A 14,528-nucleotide genomic window follows, 5' to 3' on the forward strand; every position below is an offset into this window, starting at 1 on the left:
CTTTTACAACTTGTCAAAAATCAAGCTTTCTTAGTCAGGAAGAATAATCTAAAAATGGTGGAGAATAATAACATCATGAAAAAGAGAAGCGATAAGAAAGGCGGAGAAAAAATTGACTGATCTCGTTTTAGCTAGAAGCCTGTTCGGCACAACCATGGGCTTTCATATTATTTATGCCTCGCTTGGCGTGGGCATCCCGCTAATGATTTTGTTAGCTGAACTCATCTTCCAAAAAACGAAGGACCCTCACTATGCTGTCATGGCCAAACGGTGGACGAAAGCGCAGGCTGTCTTGTTAGGTGTCGCCATTCCAACAGGCACGATTGCTGGTACTCAGCTCGCTCTTCTATGGCCAGGTTTTATGGAGGTCATCGGAAAGGTCATGTCACTGCCATTTCAGATTGAAATTTATGCGTTCTTTATTGAAGCATTATTTATGTCTATTTATGTGTACGCAGCGGATCGCCTATCACCTGCTATGCGCATCATTACCGTTATTTTTGTCGTGATTGGCGCAGCCGCTTCAGCGATTCTGATCACAAACGTACATGCGTTTGAAGGAACACCTGCTGGCTTTCAAATGGTCAATGGAGAGATTACAAATATCGAGCCTTGGAAGGCCTTTTTCAATCCAAGCTTTGTGGTGACTGCGACACATGTCGTGCTGTCTGCTTTTACAACAGGTGCTTTTGTGATTGCTTCGGTGGCCGCTTTTAAAATGCTCAAAACAAGAAAGAATGAGAAACTCTATACTTTTCATCGAAAAGCCCTTTTTCTTGGACTTATTGTAGGAGGCCTTTTCTCATTTCTTACGGCCTTAAATGGTCATGAGTCTGCTCAGCTTCTGTATAAATATCAGCCTGAAAAGTTAGCCGGTGCTGAAGGTTTATTTGAAACACAATCACATGCGCCTCTTGCAATAGGTGGTTTTACTGATGCCGATTCACAGGAAATTAAAGGAGCAATTGAAATCCCTTGGGCGCTTAGTTTTCTGGCAGGAAATAGCTTTGATACGGTGGTCAAAGGCTTAAATGATTTCCCTCGTGACGAGTGGCCGCCTTTATTTATTCACACATTATTTAACGGCATGGTTATCATTGGCTCAGTCCTCATTTTGTTTGCAGTGTTAGCACTGCTTTACCGTAAAATTTTAAAACGCGAACATTATCCGAAGTGGCTCCTTTTTCTTTACTTATTCGGCGGGCCCCTTAGTCTTTTGGCCATTGAGTTCGGCTGGATCTTTGCATGTACAGGCCGTCAGCCATGGGTCATTTATCGAATGCTCAAAACCTCAGAGGTCGTCACATCATCCGGTTCAATCGGTACGCTCTTTATCCTTTTTGCCATTGTCTATCTCATCTTAGGCATAGCAACCGTTATTGTACTGACGTACTACTTTAGAAAACATTCGATTGAAGAAGACCTACGGTTAACAGAATCTTAAAAAGGAGCGATCTAGATGCAAATGGATGTTACAACTGATGCGCTCATTGCAATCACCATCTTATGGGGATTCGTTTTTATCTATGCAGTGATGGCATCAATGGATTTCGGCGCAGGATTTTGGTCGATGATTTATATGAATAGAGAACAAACAAAGGCCGCTAATATTGCAAATAAATATCTTTCTCCAACATGGGAAGTAACAAACGTCTTCATTGTGGCGATTGTTGTTGCATTGTTTAGCTTGTTTCCAGGTGCGACCTTTGTACTTGGTACCGTTTTATTAATACCCGGCAGCATCATATTGTTACTACTTGCACTGCGAAGCGGGTTTCTCGTGTTTTCTCATTCTCTCCCTAAAAAATACCGAAAAGCGGTTACTTACATTTCAGGGATTAGCGGCTTTATCATTCCGTCCATCCTGATCATGGTTCTTCCGATTACTCATGGTGGATTTATCTTTCAGGAGAACAACGTCTACTCATTAGATCTTGGACTGGTCTTTACGAGTGCAAATGTCTATTCTTTTGTCGGCTTTGCCATTTTCAGCACCCTTTTTCTTTCGTCTTTGCTTTTAGCTGATTTCTCGAATGTGGCTGATGAAGATGAAGCTTACAGCATTTATAGAAGAGGGGCTCTCATTACGGGTCCGCTTTCACTCCTGATGGCCTTTTTTATCATGCTGACATTACGAAGCGAGGCCAATTGGCTGTTCACAAAAATGATGCAGAACATTCCTATTCTTCTTGTATCACTCCTGATGTTTTTGCTAGCAGGACTGGCTCTATTTTTACCAAACAGCCGGTTTAAGCAGCGGAAAGGCCGGCCACGTTTAGCTGTCATTGCGATTACCATTCAATATTTTTTAGCAAGCTACGTGTACGGACGTGCCCATTTGCCTTATATGGCCTATCCAGATATTACAATCATGTCTGGATTTACAGACCCTGTCACATTTAGAGCATTGTTTATCACCTATATTGTAGGTTTTATCATCTTATTCCCTGGGTTCTATTTCTTCTGGAAATTGTTTATGAAGGATAAGCGCTATATTCGTCAGGAAGATTAACATGAATGGACGAGGTTCATTTCGGTTACATTATAGAAGAAAGACATACTCAAAAGGAGGTCATCTGTATGAGTCAAAAAATCCTTTGTGAAGTCAATAACTGTTCCTATTGGAATGCTGGAAACCGCTGTGGGGCAGATGCAATCTATGTCGTCAGCCACACAGGAAATACGGCTGAAAAAAGTGAAGAAACGGATTGTAAAACGTTTAAACCACAAGATCTTTAAGTCTCATTAAAGGAGGCGCTTCACATTGAAACACGATCGGCTGCTTCAAACGTTTTTTGACGAAATTCATGACGCGGACGAAGCCGCATTTTATCAGGCTGCTCACTCCTTTTTAAACCTTTGGGATTATGAATATGGCCATGCAGCAGACATGCCCAATGAAATGAATCACTATATCGGACAGCTTGCTTACGACAGCGAGCTTGTAGAAGAGTAAGAAAGAGCGGATCACCGCTCTTTCTTTCTTAATGAGACAGGAAGGAAAAACTTTCTCTCACTATACATAGATTTTATTGGATGTGCAAAAGGTGATTCACTCGTTTTCACATCACAAAATCATGTTTTGTAAACACGTCAATTTTATCTGAAAAAGAACGAAGCGCTTGATAGTCCACTTCTACGCCCATTCCTGGGGAACGAGGTACCTCAATAAAACCATTCTCAACCTTGATTTCAGGAAAAATGATATCTTGCTCCCAATATTTTGATGAAGCTGAAATATCACCTGGGATTGTAAATTGAGGAAGGGAAGCAAGTGCCACGTTCTGCGCGCGGGAAATGCCTGTTTCAATCATCCCTCCGCACCATAATGGAATTTGATGCTCCTTACTGAATGTATGGATTTTAAGGGCTTCTGTCAGCCCCCCAACTCGTGAAGGCTTCACATTAATAATTTGACAGCTGCCAAGCTCTACAGCTTTTCTAGCATCATCTAAAGAACAAATACTTTCATCCAAACATATCGGTGTTTTTAAATGCTTTTGCAAATGGCGATGATCCACGATATCATCTGCAGCTAATGGCTGTTCAATCATTAATAAACGAATGTCATCGAGCTGCTTGAGCTTGCTAATATCCTTTAATTCATAAGCAGAGTTTGCATCCGCCATTAATGGAAGGTTAGGGAAAGACTCTCTAATTTTTTTAAGAAGTCCAATATCCTGTCCCGGCTTAATTTTCACCTTCACACGCTGATAGCCTTGGTCAACATATTGCTGAATTTGCTTCAGCATGGCGTCAATGGGTCCTAACCCCGCCACAACACCAGAAGGTATTCTCTCTTTGGTGCCGCCTAATACATCGCGTAACGACTTATTCTCACGCTTCGCATAAATATCCCAAACAGCCGCTTCGATTCCCGCTTTCGCCATCCTATTACCTTTAAATTGGTACAGGCTGTCTGGTATTTCTGAAGGGTGTGTAAAGGTGCGTGTCAGTACATTCGGTATAAAGAAAGCTCTCAGCATATGATAGCAAGTCTCAATGGTTTCTTCTGTATACCATGGAGAAGAAAAGGCTGACACCTCTCCCCATCCAGTCAATCCTGTTTGATCTTTTACCTCGACAATAATAAACTCACGCTCTGAGATGGTTCCAAGACTTGTTGTAAATGGCTGCTTGAGCTTCATCGTGACATGATATAAAATCACTCGTTCAATTTGAATCATCTAAAAACCCCTTTGATCCTGAGTCTGTGCCTCTGCAATTTATTCGACGCATTTCTTGGCAGCTCGTCCACAAAGTGAAAAGCGGCGGGCCATTTATATTTTGCTAAATGCGACTCACATAAAGCATAGAGCTCATCCTCCGGTATCTTATGGTCTGTGACAAGAAAGGCAGCCGGTACCTCTCCCCATCTATCATCATACATACCCGTCACTCCGGCTTCCTTTACATGCGGATGTGTTAACAGAACCGCTTCAATTTCAGCAGGATAAATATTCTCACCGCCAGAAATAATTAAATCTGAACGGCGGTCAAGCACAAATAAGAACCCTTCCTCATCCACATAGCCAATATCACCCGTTTTCAGCCAGCCTTGATCAAAGGCAGCTGCGGTTGCTTCTTCACGGTAAAGGTACCCTTTCATGACATTTGCCCCTTTCACCATAATTTCGCCATGCTCAAAAGGACGACAAGTGCGTGTACCATCTTGAATTTTCAGCTCACACCCAAAAAGGGGTTTTCCCGCTGATCCAAGCTTCTCTACACTAAATTCAGGCGCAAGGGTCACAATTTGTGAACAGGTTTCCGTCATACCGTACGATTGAAACACAGGGAAGCCTTTCTCTTTGCTTTCTTGAAGCATCGCAAAAGGCGCAGGTCCTCCGCCTAATAAAAGACAGCGCAAAGAAGACGGGCATTCTTCCAGTCTGCTTAATAAACGGGATAACATCGTTTGGACAACAGATATCATCGTCACACGATGCTGTTCAATAGAATCCTTTACTTCATCGACATCAAACTTCTCATGAAGTACGACAGTCATCCCATAAATCACAGACTTAAATAAAGCGGATAACCCGCTAATATGAAAAAGAGGCAGTGCAATAAGCCAGCGGTCATCCTCTCTGATGCCCATATTTAGTGCAGACGAAACAGCACTATGAAAATGATTGCCAAACGTTTGCTCCACGCCTTTTGGGCGTCCTGTTGTGCCAGATGTATACATGATGGTCGCTGTTTCATTCAAATCAAATTCGCTCTCGATTTTCTTTTCATTATCTTGACCTGCTTCAGGTAAAGTCTCCATTGTATAAACGGGGAGATCACCTTTATGATCACTGGCATAAACAGGTTCAGTTAATAAAGCGGCTGCTTTTGCATCTTCAAGCTGATAGCGCCTCTCAGCTTTTGTTAACTTATTGTTCAATAGCACGATTTTTAATCCTAATGAAAAACAAGCATGAACAAGCATCACCATTTGAGGCTGATTGTTCATCAAAAGCCCAACCGTTTCCCCTTTTTTCAATGATGCATCTGCAAGTCTATTAGAAAGCTCATTTACTTCATCAGCTAAATCGCGAAATGTCCACTTTTTATCCTGATAAATGAGCGCGACTCTTTCTGGCGTTAAATAAGCACGGTACAGCAGCCAATTAGGTTGCTTCATCATGACACCTCCTCTTCTTAAAAGAAAACAGCTTAGTCTGATGCACTAAGCTGTTTTTCATCGATATGATTGAATCAAGGGAAACGCGGGAACTGACCGAAGTCCGGCTTGCGTTTTTCCTTAAAGGAATCGCGTCCTTCTTTTGCTTCATCTGTTGTGTAATAAAGAAGTGTCGCATCTCCTGCAAATTGTTGAATTCCAGCTAATCCATCCGTATCTGCATTAAATGCAGCCTTCAAGAATCGTAAAGCAGTCGGGCTCTTTTCTAGCATTTCCTCACACCACTTCACAGTTTCTTCTTCAAGCTGCTCTAATGGTACAACTGTATTGACAAGTCCCATATCAAGCGCTTCTTGTGCATTGTATTGACGGCATAAGTACCAGATTTCTCTCGCTTTCTTATGACCAACAATACGTGCAAGGTAGCCTGAACCATAACCAGCATCAAAGCTGCCTACTTTTGGACCAGTTTGTCCAAAAATCGCATTATCTGCTGCAATTGTCAGGTCACATACAACGTGAAGAACGTGCCCGCCGCCGATTGCATAACCAGCAACCATTGCAATCACCGGTTTTGGAATCACACGAATCAAACGCTGCAAGTCTAATACATTTAGACGCGGAATTTGATCGTCTCCTACATAGCCGCCATGGCCGCGTACTTTTTGATCTCCACCAGAACAGAATGCTTTGCCGCCAGCTCCTGCAAGTACGATTACACCAACATTTGAATTATCACGAGCACGTGAAAATGCATCAATTAATTCACTCACAGTCTTTGGTGTAAACGCGTTATGTACATGTGGACGATTAATCGTGATCTTTGCGATCCCATTGTACGTTTCATATAAAATTTCGTCATACTGACGCTCAGTTTGCCATTCAATAGCCATCAATAGTTCCTCCTCTAATCTTGCGTAATAAACTCACTTACTATTTTACCAAAAAAATGTGGTTGTTCCACATGAACTGTATGCCCAGCCTGCTCAGCCAATATGAATTGACTGCCTTCAAGCTCCTGCTGCATACGTTTGGCGATATTGCAGAACTTTTCATCAAGCGCTCCGCAAATCAACAAAACAGGTAAATTCATATGCTTTAATGCCTTCCAAACAGAGGGCTGCGAACCTGTTCCTAGGCCTTCTAAGCTGCGAGCCAGTCCAAGTGGATTGGCTTTCAGCCTTCCCTCTCTCAGTTGAGCCTGCGTTTCAGCTGATAAAGTTTTCTGCGAAGCAAACAGTGGAATACTCTCCCAAAAATCCACAAACTTCACTAAACCTTCATGTCTAAGTTTCTGAGCGAGCTGATGATCGTGTTTGAGTCTTGCCATCCGCTCTTTAAAAGTGCGAAGCCCTGGAGAGGTACTCTCAAGGATCAATTTGTTGACACGATCTGGATAACGAGAGGCAAATGATAAAGCAATACGTCCTCCCATAGAATATCCGAGAATATTCACTTTGTGAAGCTTTAATTGGTTTAAAATCTCTGCAAGATCTGCCAGCTGATGCGACATCGCATATCTTCTCATACTTTCTGGTGAGTCCGTGCGGCCATGTCCAAGCAAGCTGACTTGAATCAATTTTGTATTCTCCATATAACCATTCAAGAACGTCCAAGAAGCCGCGCTTCCAGTGAAGCCATGTAAGCATAGCGTGGCATTCTCAGCCAATGGATTCTGATCCACCACCTCGTACGCCACACCATCACGCATCCGTATTATAAAAGAAGACATTCTTTTTTCACTTCTTCCAATATGTCATCCATCATTTGACGATGCTTGCTTACACGAGAATGCCGATCAGTTTCAATTTCAATTAAATGAAGTCCAGGCTCTTCTATATGCGCCATGTAGACATCATGTAATTCTTGTTTCGTTGACGGTTTCGAATAGGTTCCCCCATACAGCTTCGAAGCATACTCAAAATTCAGTCCAGTCGGCGTACCGAAGAGTTTTTCATAATACGGTTCATCAGACGCCTGTGGAAGGAAAGAAAAGATGCCTCCCCCATCATTGTTTAACAACACAACCGTCAGCGGAATGTCCAGCAGCTTAGCTGCAAGCAAACCGTTCATATCATGATAAAATGATAAATCTCCAATCACTAAGGTGACTGGCTGTTTCAAAGCCGCATACGTGCCAAGTGCTGTAGACACAACGCCATCAATGCCATTGGCTCCTCGATTCGCCATCATCCGAAAAGGCTTCGATTGCGCTTCAAAAAATGTATCCACATCACGAATCGGCATACTGTTTCCGATAAAAAGGACACTCTCCTTCGGCAAGAGATGCTGAAGCTGACGGTACACATTTCCCTCAAATGACAGATTCTCATCAGAATAATGGGATGCATGCGTTCTGAATGAAGAATTAGCATTCTGCCAGCGTTTTAGAAAACTTGTATCCTCACGTTGATCCGCTCTCTTGAATACTTCATCTACAAAAGTTGCCACATCACTTTCAATGACGTATGAAGCACTCAATCCAGGATCTCGAAAACCTCCGGCAGCATCAACGACAATCTGATTCACTTCCACATGTTTTTCCAGCCACTTGAATAAAGGTTTGGACACAGGCATCGGTCCAAAACGAATGACCATATCCGGCAATAGATGCTGCTGCAATGCTTCATCTTTTAATAATGAATCATACGCATCAATAATAAGATCTGCATGTTCATGACCATTTCGCAAATGAGAAAGCGGGTCCGCTAAAATCGGAATATGCAAGGCTTTCGAAAGACGTAACACTGCCTCTTTCTCTTCCTGCGTATGAAGTTCACCACACACAATCAGTCCCTTTTTGGAATGGTTCATGACCGTCATGATTTCAGACATCACATCATCATTTGGGAAAGCTTGTCCTGCAGCTATGACCTTTTTTCGGCCTGTTTCTTCTCGCTCAAAAGGATCAATAGACAAATCAGGAAGCAATGGTTCTCTCAGAGGGACATTTATCTGGACAGGTCCCTTCGGCTCTTGCATTGACATATGATTTGCTCTTGCCGCAGCCGTCTGAACATAGCGTAACATCGTCTGACTTTCTTCTGGCAATGCTAAGTCTGTGAACCATTTAACAAACTTACCGAATAAGAATTGCTGATCAATCGCTTGAGGTGCCCCAACTTCCCTCAATTCGTGCGGCCGATCAGCAGTTAAAACAATAAGTGGTACACGGGAATAATGTGCCTCTACAATGGCTGGGTAAAAGTTAGCAGCTGCCGTACCTGATGTACAAATAAGCAGCACTGGTGCTTGACTTGCTTTTGCAAGACCAAGCGCATAAAAAGCAGCAGACCGTTCATCCACTAATACATGAACATTGATGTCTTGATGGGCAAGAGCCAGCATCGCAAGCGGGGTTGAACGGGAACCAGGACAGACAACCGCTTCCTTCACACCACCTTGTACAAATTCATCCATCAATCTGCCAATATATGTTGTCATGATTTGATTATTCAATCGGACGACCTCCAAGAGCAGATAGCATTGGTCTTAATTTCACTTGCGTTTCCTCGTACTCCTGCTTTGCAAGGGAATCCTCTACAATGCCGCAGCCAGCGAACAAACGAACATGGTCTTCCTCAATAAGACCTGACCGAATGGCGACAGCAAATTCTCCATTATCCTGAGAGTCAATCCAGCCCACCGGCGCCGCGTACCAGCCACGCTTCAACGGTTCGATTTCACGAATAACCTCAACCGCTTTTTCCTTCGGATATCCGCCTAATGCTGGCGTCGGATGGAGCTGTTCAATTAATGAAAAGAGGGAACAGCTGCTTTTAATTTCTCCCACAATCGGTGTAAACAAATGCTGAATGTTTTTTGTTTTATAAAGACTAGGTTGATTTGGTTTGTGCACGTGAAGGCAATTGGCCTCAAATGCTTGCTGAATCATATTGACGACAATTTGATGTTCAATCAAATTCTTCTCATCATGCAGCAGTTCCTCGCCTAATGCTCGATCTTCCGCTTCATCTTTTCCTCGAACAATCGAACCTGCTAAACAAGATGAAAAGACCTCTCCGCCGCTTTTTTTTACTAAGCGTTCCGGCGTAGCTCCGACAAATGCTTGTCTTCCTTGTTCAACCGCAAATACATAACTCGTTGTTTGATGCTTTAATAATTCTGCTAACAGTGGAGCGAGTTCTATTTGATTTTTATAGTGAAGCAAGACTTCTCTTGCTAAAACAACCTTTTCATATTCGTTTGCACGAATGTGGTCTGTCGCTTCTTGGATCGCCTTCATCCATTCCTTCACATCTAGTTCTTCCATATGAACAAGTTCAGCTTGTCCATCATGTCTGAGCGGTAATGTTTCAAAATGAGAGGCTTTTTGTTCTAATTCTTGAATGAGCTGATGAACATTCCCGTCCACCTGCTTCCATTCATTGATCGTAAGAAACGTACCTTCTTTCGAGACAGTGAGCATCATCGATGGCACAAAAAAATGAGCCTCGCCAAAAGCTTCCCAGTGACGCGCCTTCTCTTCATACGGATCAAATGAGAATCCTCCAAATAAAAGCGGACCAACAGCCGCTTGCCTTAACTCCTTTCCATCATGAAAATGGAACATGTGCTGCTTCAGCTGTTCCCATTCTTGATGGACTATATCAAATCGTTCCTTGCCTTGCTCAGTTGATTTAATGACGGCCGCTCTGCCAAGTCCAGAAAATATCATTTGGCTTTCTGGATCAGACCAAAAAAACCGCTCGCCTAAAAAATCCGCTTCGCCGCTTTGGAAAAAGGCAAGAGGATCCAGATCGTCAACTCTTCTGGAGTAGCTTATCAAAACAGCATGGTTGACGTTATTCGCTTCTTCTAATGTCGCAAGCGCTTCCTGCCGGAAAGTACTTTGCACTGTTGTCACCATGATACATTCCTCCAAAATCCATGAAATAACATAAAAAAATAAAACCATAATGAAAAAATACATGATCATTCGAGTATGTCGAATGACCTGCTTTTCTATTATAAACCTTAACAGATGAACTTAGTAAAGAAAACAGCTTTTAAAACCTCGAATCCTTATTATATCACGCTTTCTAGATTTTTTCGCTCCTGCTTCTTTTAACGAGAGCATCTAAAGGAAAAATGGCAAGTCCTGTTCTAAGATCAAGCTTTCTCTCGATATGGCAACGATTAGCAAACATCTTTTTCCGGTTTCATCGCATCAATATATTGACACCTTTTTGAACTTTGCTAAACTGGAATTTGGACGTGTACGTATTTTTTTATTTAAAGGAGTATATTTTATGCAGCATCAATCGATATCAGATCAGCTTTCACCGATTAAGCCTGATAAAAACTGGCGGATTTGGTGGAATTTACTACGACCGCATACATTAACAGCGGCATTTATTCCCGTTACTTTAGGAACTGTTCTAGCACTTCCAAGTGGTCAAATACATGTTGGGCTATTTTTAGCTATGCTGTTTGCATCTATGTTTATCCAAATCGCAACGAACATGTTTAATGAGTACTTTGATTATGTTCGCGGATTGGACAACGAGAAATCTGTTGGCATCGGCGGAGCCATTGTAAGAAACGGTGTGAAGCCAAAAACAGTCCTCAGCCTCGCTTATGCACTATTTGCGCTTTCTTTACTATTAGGGGTGTATATTTGCATGATGTCTAGCTGGTGGATTGCACTGATAGGACTCATTTGTATGGCAGCAGGCTATTTCTATACCGGCGGCCCTGTACCCATTGCATATACGCCGTTTGGAGAACTTGTGTCAGGTGCTTTTATGGGACTAGGAATCATCTTGATTAGTTTCTATATCCAAACAGGCACACTGACATCTAAAGCTTTTCTCGTTTCACTACCAATTTCTATTTTAGTTGGTGCCATCTTACTATCGAACAATATCCGCGATTTAGACGGCGATAAAGAAAATGGACGAAAAACACTTGCAATCCTTGCTGGGCGAAAAGCTGCAGTGAACATTTTACTTTCCATGTTTTTGGTCTCATATGTACTTATTTTTGTTTATATCTTCACAGATATTGTCGGCCTTTGGAGTCTTCTTGTTTTACTCAGTGTGCCAAAAGCATATACAGCTATCAAAGAATTTAAGCAAAAAGAAAAAGCAATTGAATTAATGAATGCCATGAAATCTACAGCTCAAACCAATACATTTTTCGGTTTCCTGCTGACAATCGCTTTGATCTTACAATACTATATTGCGTAACAAAGAACGCCTGCAGCCGCAGGCGTTTTTTCATGAGGAATTGCTTCAAATTGGAACTAGTCTTACAGACAAAATTGCTCATACTAACATTATGTTTGATATGAAAGGATGATCGCTTTGTTGTCTAAAGACGAATTACATCATTTGAAGCAGCGACTTCTCGATGAAAAGCAAGAACTCGAAGCTAAAAGCCATGACGATGAACAAAAAGTATCATTTCCTTATGATTCGCTCGGAGAACTGTCAGCCTATGATAACCACCCAGGTGATCAAGGGACAGAGCTATTCGAACGCGGGAAAGATATTGCGTTAAACAGTTTGGAACATGAACATCTGTTAGACATCAATGAAGCACTTCAAGCCATCACAGACGGCTCTTATGGCCTGTGCAAGGTCTGTAAAGCCCCTATTCCAAAGGAACGCTTAGAAGCCTTGCCTAGTGCCGTCACATGCACAGAGCATTCAAAAGAACAAACCGTTTCACAAAACCGTCCGATTGAAGAGGATTTATTAAGTCCGCCATCAGGTCAATTTGAAAATGAAGAAAGCGCAGCCTACGATGGAGAGGATGCATATCAAGACGTAGAACGCTATGGAAACTCTGATACCCCGTCCGATATGGAATTCCCTCCATTGACATACGATGATGTGTATACGCAATCAGAAGATGAAGATTATGTGGAGGACTATGAAGGATTCGCAGCAGCTGATATTGAGGGCAAAGCAAGCAAGGTATATCCAAATAAAGCCCACGAAGCCTATGAAGAGGCATTAGACGAAGAAAGTGTCATGACGGTATTTGGTGACTTGAAGCCGTACGAAGAAGAACCTTATACAGAAGAAAATCATTAGTCCCCTCATATTGGGGGCTTTATGTTTATATCATGTAATGATTGGGAAATCACTTTAAGAGTGAATTTGATTGGAGGAGATTCTTAATGGCAAGAAAAAGTATCATTTGGGCAGTGGTTGTCTTCTTTATTACATACGCATTATTCTCTATTGCCGGATTCTTGTTTCCGATTGACAGAGAGTGGTATGATGCACTGAATAAACCAGAATGGACACCGAGTGGTGGTGTAATTGGTGCTGTGTGGGCTGTCTTATTTGCTCTGATCTCGTTGTCCGCAGCGATCATTTATGGAAAGTACGGATTTCAAAAAATCACTTTACCATTTTGGATTCTTTTTCTTTTAAATTACGTATTTAATCAAGCCTTTAGCTTTTTTCAATTTACACAAAAAGATTTATTTGCCGCTACGATCGACTGCCTGCTTGTAGCACTGACAGCACTTGCACTTGTCATCGTCTCGCGTAAACTAAGCAAAGTCGTTCCAATTTTACTGATCCCTTATGTCTTATGGGGATTCTTTGCGACATATTTGTCTTATACGATCTATTCCATGAATATGTAAAAAAAGACCGCTATGATGGCGGTCTTTCCTTTTGAAGAAAATAAAAAAGAGATCTTTGACAAGACCTCTTTTAAACATGACCCGTACGGGATTCGAACCCGTGTTACCGCCGTGAAAGGGCGGTGTCTTAACCGCTTGACCAACGGGCCAGATAAATGGCGGAGAAGGAGGGATTTGAACCCTCGCGCCGCTTGCGCGACCTACACCCTTAGCAGGGGCGCCTCTTCAGCCACTTGAGTACTTCTCCATTTGGCTCCGCAGGTAGGACTCGAACCTACGACCGATCGGTTAACAGCCGATAGCTCTACCACTGAGCTACTGCGGAATATCATGGTGGGCCTGAGTGGACTCGAACCACCGACCTCACGCTTATCAGGCGTGCGCTCTAACCAGCTGAGCTACAGGCCCATGAACGGATATACAAATGGAGCGGGTGATGGGAATCGAACCCACGACATCAGCTTGGAAGGCTGAGGTTTTACCACTAAACTACACCCGCAAAAATATGTATGGGGCGATTGATGGGAATCGAACCCACGAGTGCCAGAGCCACAATCTGGTGCGTTAACCACTTCGCCACAACCGCCATACTGTCAATATTTTTTTATAAAAGTGGCTCGGGACGGAATCGAACCGCCGACACACGGATTTTCAGTCCGTTGCTCTACCAACTGAGCTACCGAGCCAAGTATTCTTTTTGAAAATGGCGGTCCGGACGGGACTCGAACCCGCGACCTCCTGCGTGACAGGCAGGCATTCTAACCAACTGAACTACCGGACCATTTTGGTTGCGGGGGCAGGATTTGAACCTGCGACCTTCGGGTTATGAGCCCGACGAGCTACCGAACTGCTCCACCCCGCGATGATATGGGTTTTAAAAAATATGGCGGAGGAAGAGGGATTCGAACCCCCGCGGGCTTTGACACCCCTGTCGGTTTTCAAGACCGATCCCTTCAGCCGGACTTGGGTATTCCTCCGTATAGATGGTGGACCTTGTAGGACTCGAACCTACGACCGGACGGTTATGAGCCGTCTGCTCTAACCAACTGAGCTAAAGGTCCTTTATAGCGGCGGAGGGGATCGAACCCCCGACCTCACGGGTATGAACCGTACGCTCTAGCCAGCTGAGCTACACCGCCATGATCAAAATAATCTTTTAAAAAGTGGAGCCTAGCGGGATCGAACCGCTGACCTCCTGCGTGCAAGGCAGGCGCTCTCCCAGCTGAGCTAAGGCCCCATAAAAGATGGTCGGGAAGACAGGATTCGAACCTGCGACCCCTTGGTCCCAAA

The 14,528-nt window shown here is 43.1% G+C and carries 13 protein-coding genes and 13 tRNA genes; 7 read left to right on the plus strand and 19 right to left on the minus strand.

Translation table 11 applies throughout. The features are described 5' to 3' along the window. The first annotated feature begins 112 nt into the window (after positions 1-112). From C6348_RS09370 to C6348_RS09385, 4 genes are all read left to right on the plus strand, one after another. Positions 113-1,444 carry a cytochrome ubiquinol oxidase subunit I gene (locus C6348_RS09370; RefSeq protein WP_066030510.1) on the plus strand — a complete coding sequence of 444 codons (1,332 nt, stop codon included), beginning with the start codon at positions 113-115 and terminating at the stop codon, positions 1,442-1,444. Positions 1,445-1,465: 21 nt separating this feature from the next. After that, positions 1,466-2,512 (plus strand): cytochrome d ubiquinol oxidase subunit II, encoded by a 1,047-nt coding sequence (locus C6348_RS09375; protein ID WP_181185487.1) that lies wholly within the window; start codon positions 1,466-1,468, stop codon positions 2,510-2,512. Between the two features lie 68 nt (positions 2,513-2,580). After that, positions 2,581-2,739 (plus strand): DUF1540 domain-containing protein, encoded by a 159-nt coding sequence (locus C6348_RS09380; protein WP_008360682.1) that lies wholly within the window; start codon positions 2,581-2,583, stop codon positions 2,737-2,739. 25 nt (positions 2,740-2,764) lie between these two features. After that, entirely contained in the window at positions 2,765-2,956 is a 192-nt protein-coding gene (locus C6348_RS09385) for a hypothetical protein (protein WP_034665287.1), read from the plus strand. A 106-nt stretch (positions 2,957-3,062) separates the two neighbouring features. On the opposite strand, the gene menC is transcribed toward C6348_RS09385, so the two are convergent. The 6 genes from menC to C6348_RS09415 form a co-directional block, all read right to left on the minus strand. Next, the gene (gene menC / locus C6348_RS09390) at positions 3,063-4,187 is read right to left on the minus strand and encodes an o-succinylbenzoate synthase (protein WP_106042739.1); all 1,125 of its coding nucleotides are present in this window, start codon (positions 4,185-4,187) and stop codon (positions 3,063-3,065) included. Continuing rightward, entirely contained in the window at positions 4,184-5,635 is a 1,452-nt protein-coding gene (locus C6348_RS09395; protein ID WP_223251547.1) for an o-succinylbenzoate--CoA ligase, read from the minus strand. The genes menC and C6348_RS09395 overlap by 4 nt, the downstream gene beginning before the upstream one ends. 71 nt (positions 5,636-5,706) lie before the next feature. Then, positions 5,707-6,525 carry a 1,4-dihydroxy-2-naphthoyl-CoA synthase gene (gene menB / locus C6348_RS09400; protein WP_034665273.1) on the minus strand — a complete coding sequence of 273 codons (819 nt, stop codon included), beginning with the start codon at positions 6,523-6,525 and terminating at the stop codon, positions 5,707-5,709. 14 nt (positions 6,526-6,539) lie between these two features. Then, positions 6,540-7,364, minus strand: coding sequence for a 2-succinyl-6-hydroxy-2,4-cyclohexadiene-1-carboxylate synthase (gene menH / locus C6348_RS09405; protein ID WP_106042743.1), 825 nt, complete (start codon positions 7,362-7,364; stop codon positions 6,540-6,542). Then, complete coding sequence (menD, locus tag C6348_RS09410) at positions 7,349-9,091, minus strand: 2-succinyl-5-enolpyruvyl-6-hydroxy-3-cyclohexene-1-carboxylic-acid synthase (RefSeq protein ID WP_106042745.1); 1,743 nt, start codon at positions 9,089-9,091, stop codon at positions 7,349-7,351. The genes menH and menD overlap by 16 nt, the downstream gene beginning before the upstream one ends. Beyond that, positions 9,084-10,502: an isochorismate synthase gene (locus C6348_RS09415; RefSeq protein WP_106042747.1), complete on the minus strand. Its 1,419-nt coding sequence runs from the start codon at positions 10,500-10,502 to the stop codon at positions 9,084-9,086. The genes menD and C6348_RS09415 overlap by 8 nt, the downstream gene beginning before the upstream one ends. 382 nt (positions 10,503-10,884) lie before the next feature. On the opposite strand from C6348_RS09415, the gene C6348_RS09420 reads away from it, so the two are divergent. From C6348_RS09420 to C6348_RS09430, 3 genes are all read left to right on the plus strand, one after another. Continuing rightward, positions 10,885-11,823 (plus strand): 1,4-dihydroxy-2-naphthoate polyprenyltransferase, encoded by a 939-nt coding sequence (locus C6348_RS09420; RefSeq protein WP_106042749.1) that lies wholly within the window; start codon positions 10,885-10,887, stop codon positions 11,821-11,823. Positions 11,824-11,940: 117 nt separating this feature from the next. Continuing rightward, positions 11,941-12,675 carry a TraR/DksA C4-type zinc finger protein gene (locus tag C6348_RS09425; RefSeq protein WP_106042751.1) on the plus strand — a complete coding sequence of 245 codons (735 nt, stop codon included), beginning with the start codon at positions 11,941-11,943 and terminating at the stop codon, positions 12,673-12,675. A gap of 86 nt (positions 12,676-12,761) precedes the next feature. Then, positions 12,762-13,238: a TspO/MBR family protein gene (locus C6348_RS09430; protein WP_034620862.1), complete on the plus strand. Its 477-nt coding sequence runs from the start codon at positions 12,762-12,764 to the stop codon at positions 13,236-13,238. A gap of 77 nt (positions 13,239-13,315) precedes the next feature. On the opposite strand, the gene C6348_RS09435 is transcribed toward C6348_RS09430, so the two are convergent. The 13 genes from C6348_RS09435 to C6348_RS09495 form a co-directional block, all read right to left on the minus strand. Next, positions 13,316-13,387: transfer RNA gene (locus tag C6348_RS09435), tRNA-Glu, on the minus strand. Positions 13,388-13,394: 7 nt separating this feature from the next. Beyond that, positions 13,395-13,485: transfer RNA gene (locus tag C6348_RS09440), tRNA-Ser, on the minus strand. Positions 13,486-13,488: 3 nt separating this feature from the next. Next, a tRNA-Asn gene (locus C6348_RS09445) sits at positions 13,489-13,563 on the minus strand. Between the two features lie 6 nt (positions 13,564-13,569). Beyond that, positions 13,570-13,646 (minus strand) — tRNA-Ile (locus C6348_RS09450). Positions 13,647-13,663: 17 nt separating this feature from the next. Further along, positions 13,664-13,737: transfer RNA gene (locus C6348_RS09455), tRNA-Gly, on the minus strand. 11 nt (positions 13,738-13,748) lie between these two features. Next, positions 13,749-13,824, minus strand: a tRNA-His gene (locus tag C6348_RS09460). Between the two features lie 27 nt (positions 13,825-13,851). Beyond that, positions 13,852-13,924 (minus strand) — tRNA-Phe (locus C6348_RS09465). Positions 13,925-13,942: 18 nt separating this feature from the next. After that, a tRNA-Asp gene (locus C6348_RS09470) sits at positions 13,943-14,019 on the minus strand. Positions 14,020-14,023: 4 nt separating this feature from the next. Beyond that, a tRNA-Met gene (locus tag C6348_RS09475) sits at positions 14,024-14,100 on the minus strand. Positions 14,101-14,122: 22 nt separating this feature from the next. Then, positions 14,123-14,215, minus strand: a tRNA-Ser gene (locus tag C6348_RS09480). A 7-nt stretch (positions 14,216-14,222) separates the two neighbouring features. Next, positions 14,223-14,299: transfer RNA gene (locus C6348_RS09485), tRNA-Ile, on the minus strand. A gap of 4 nt (positions 14,300-14,303) precedes the next feature. After that, positions 14,304-14,377: transfer RNA gene (locus C6348_RS09490), tRNA-Met, on the minus strand. 25 nt (positions 14,378-14,402) lie between these two features. Continuing rightward, a tRNA-Ala gene (locus C6348_RS09495) sits at positions 14,403-14,475 on the minus strand. Positions 14,476-14,528: the final 53 nt, after the last annotated feature.

Source organism: Bacillus sp. YBWC18 (assembly GCF_002998775.1).
Lineage (GTDB): Bacteria > Bacillota > Bacilli > Bacillales > Bacillaceae > Bacillus.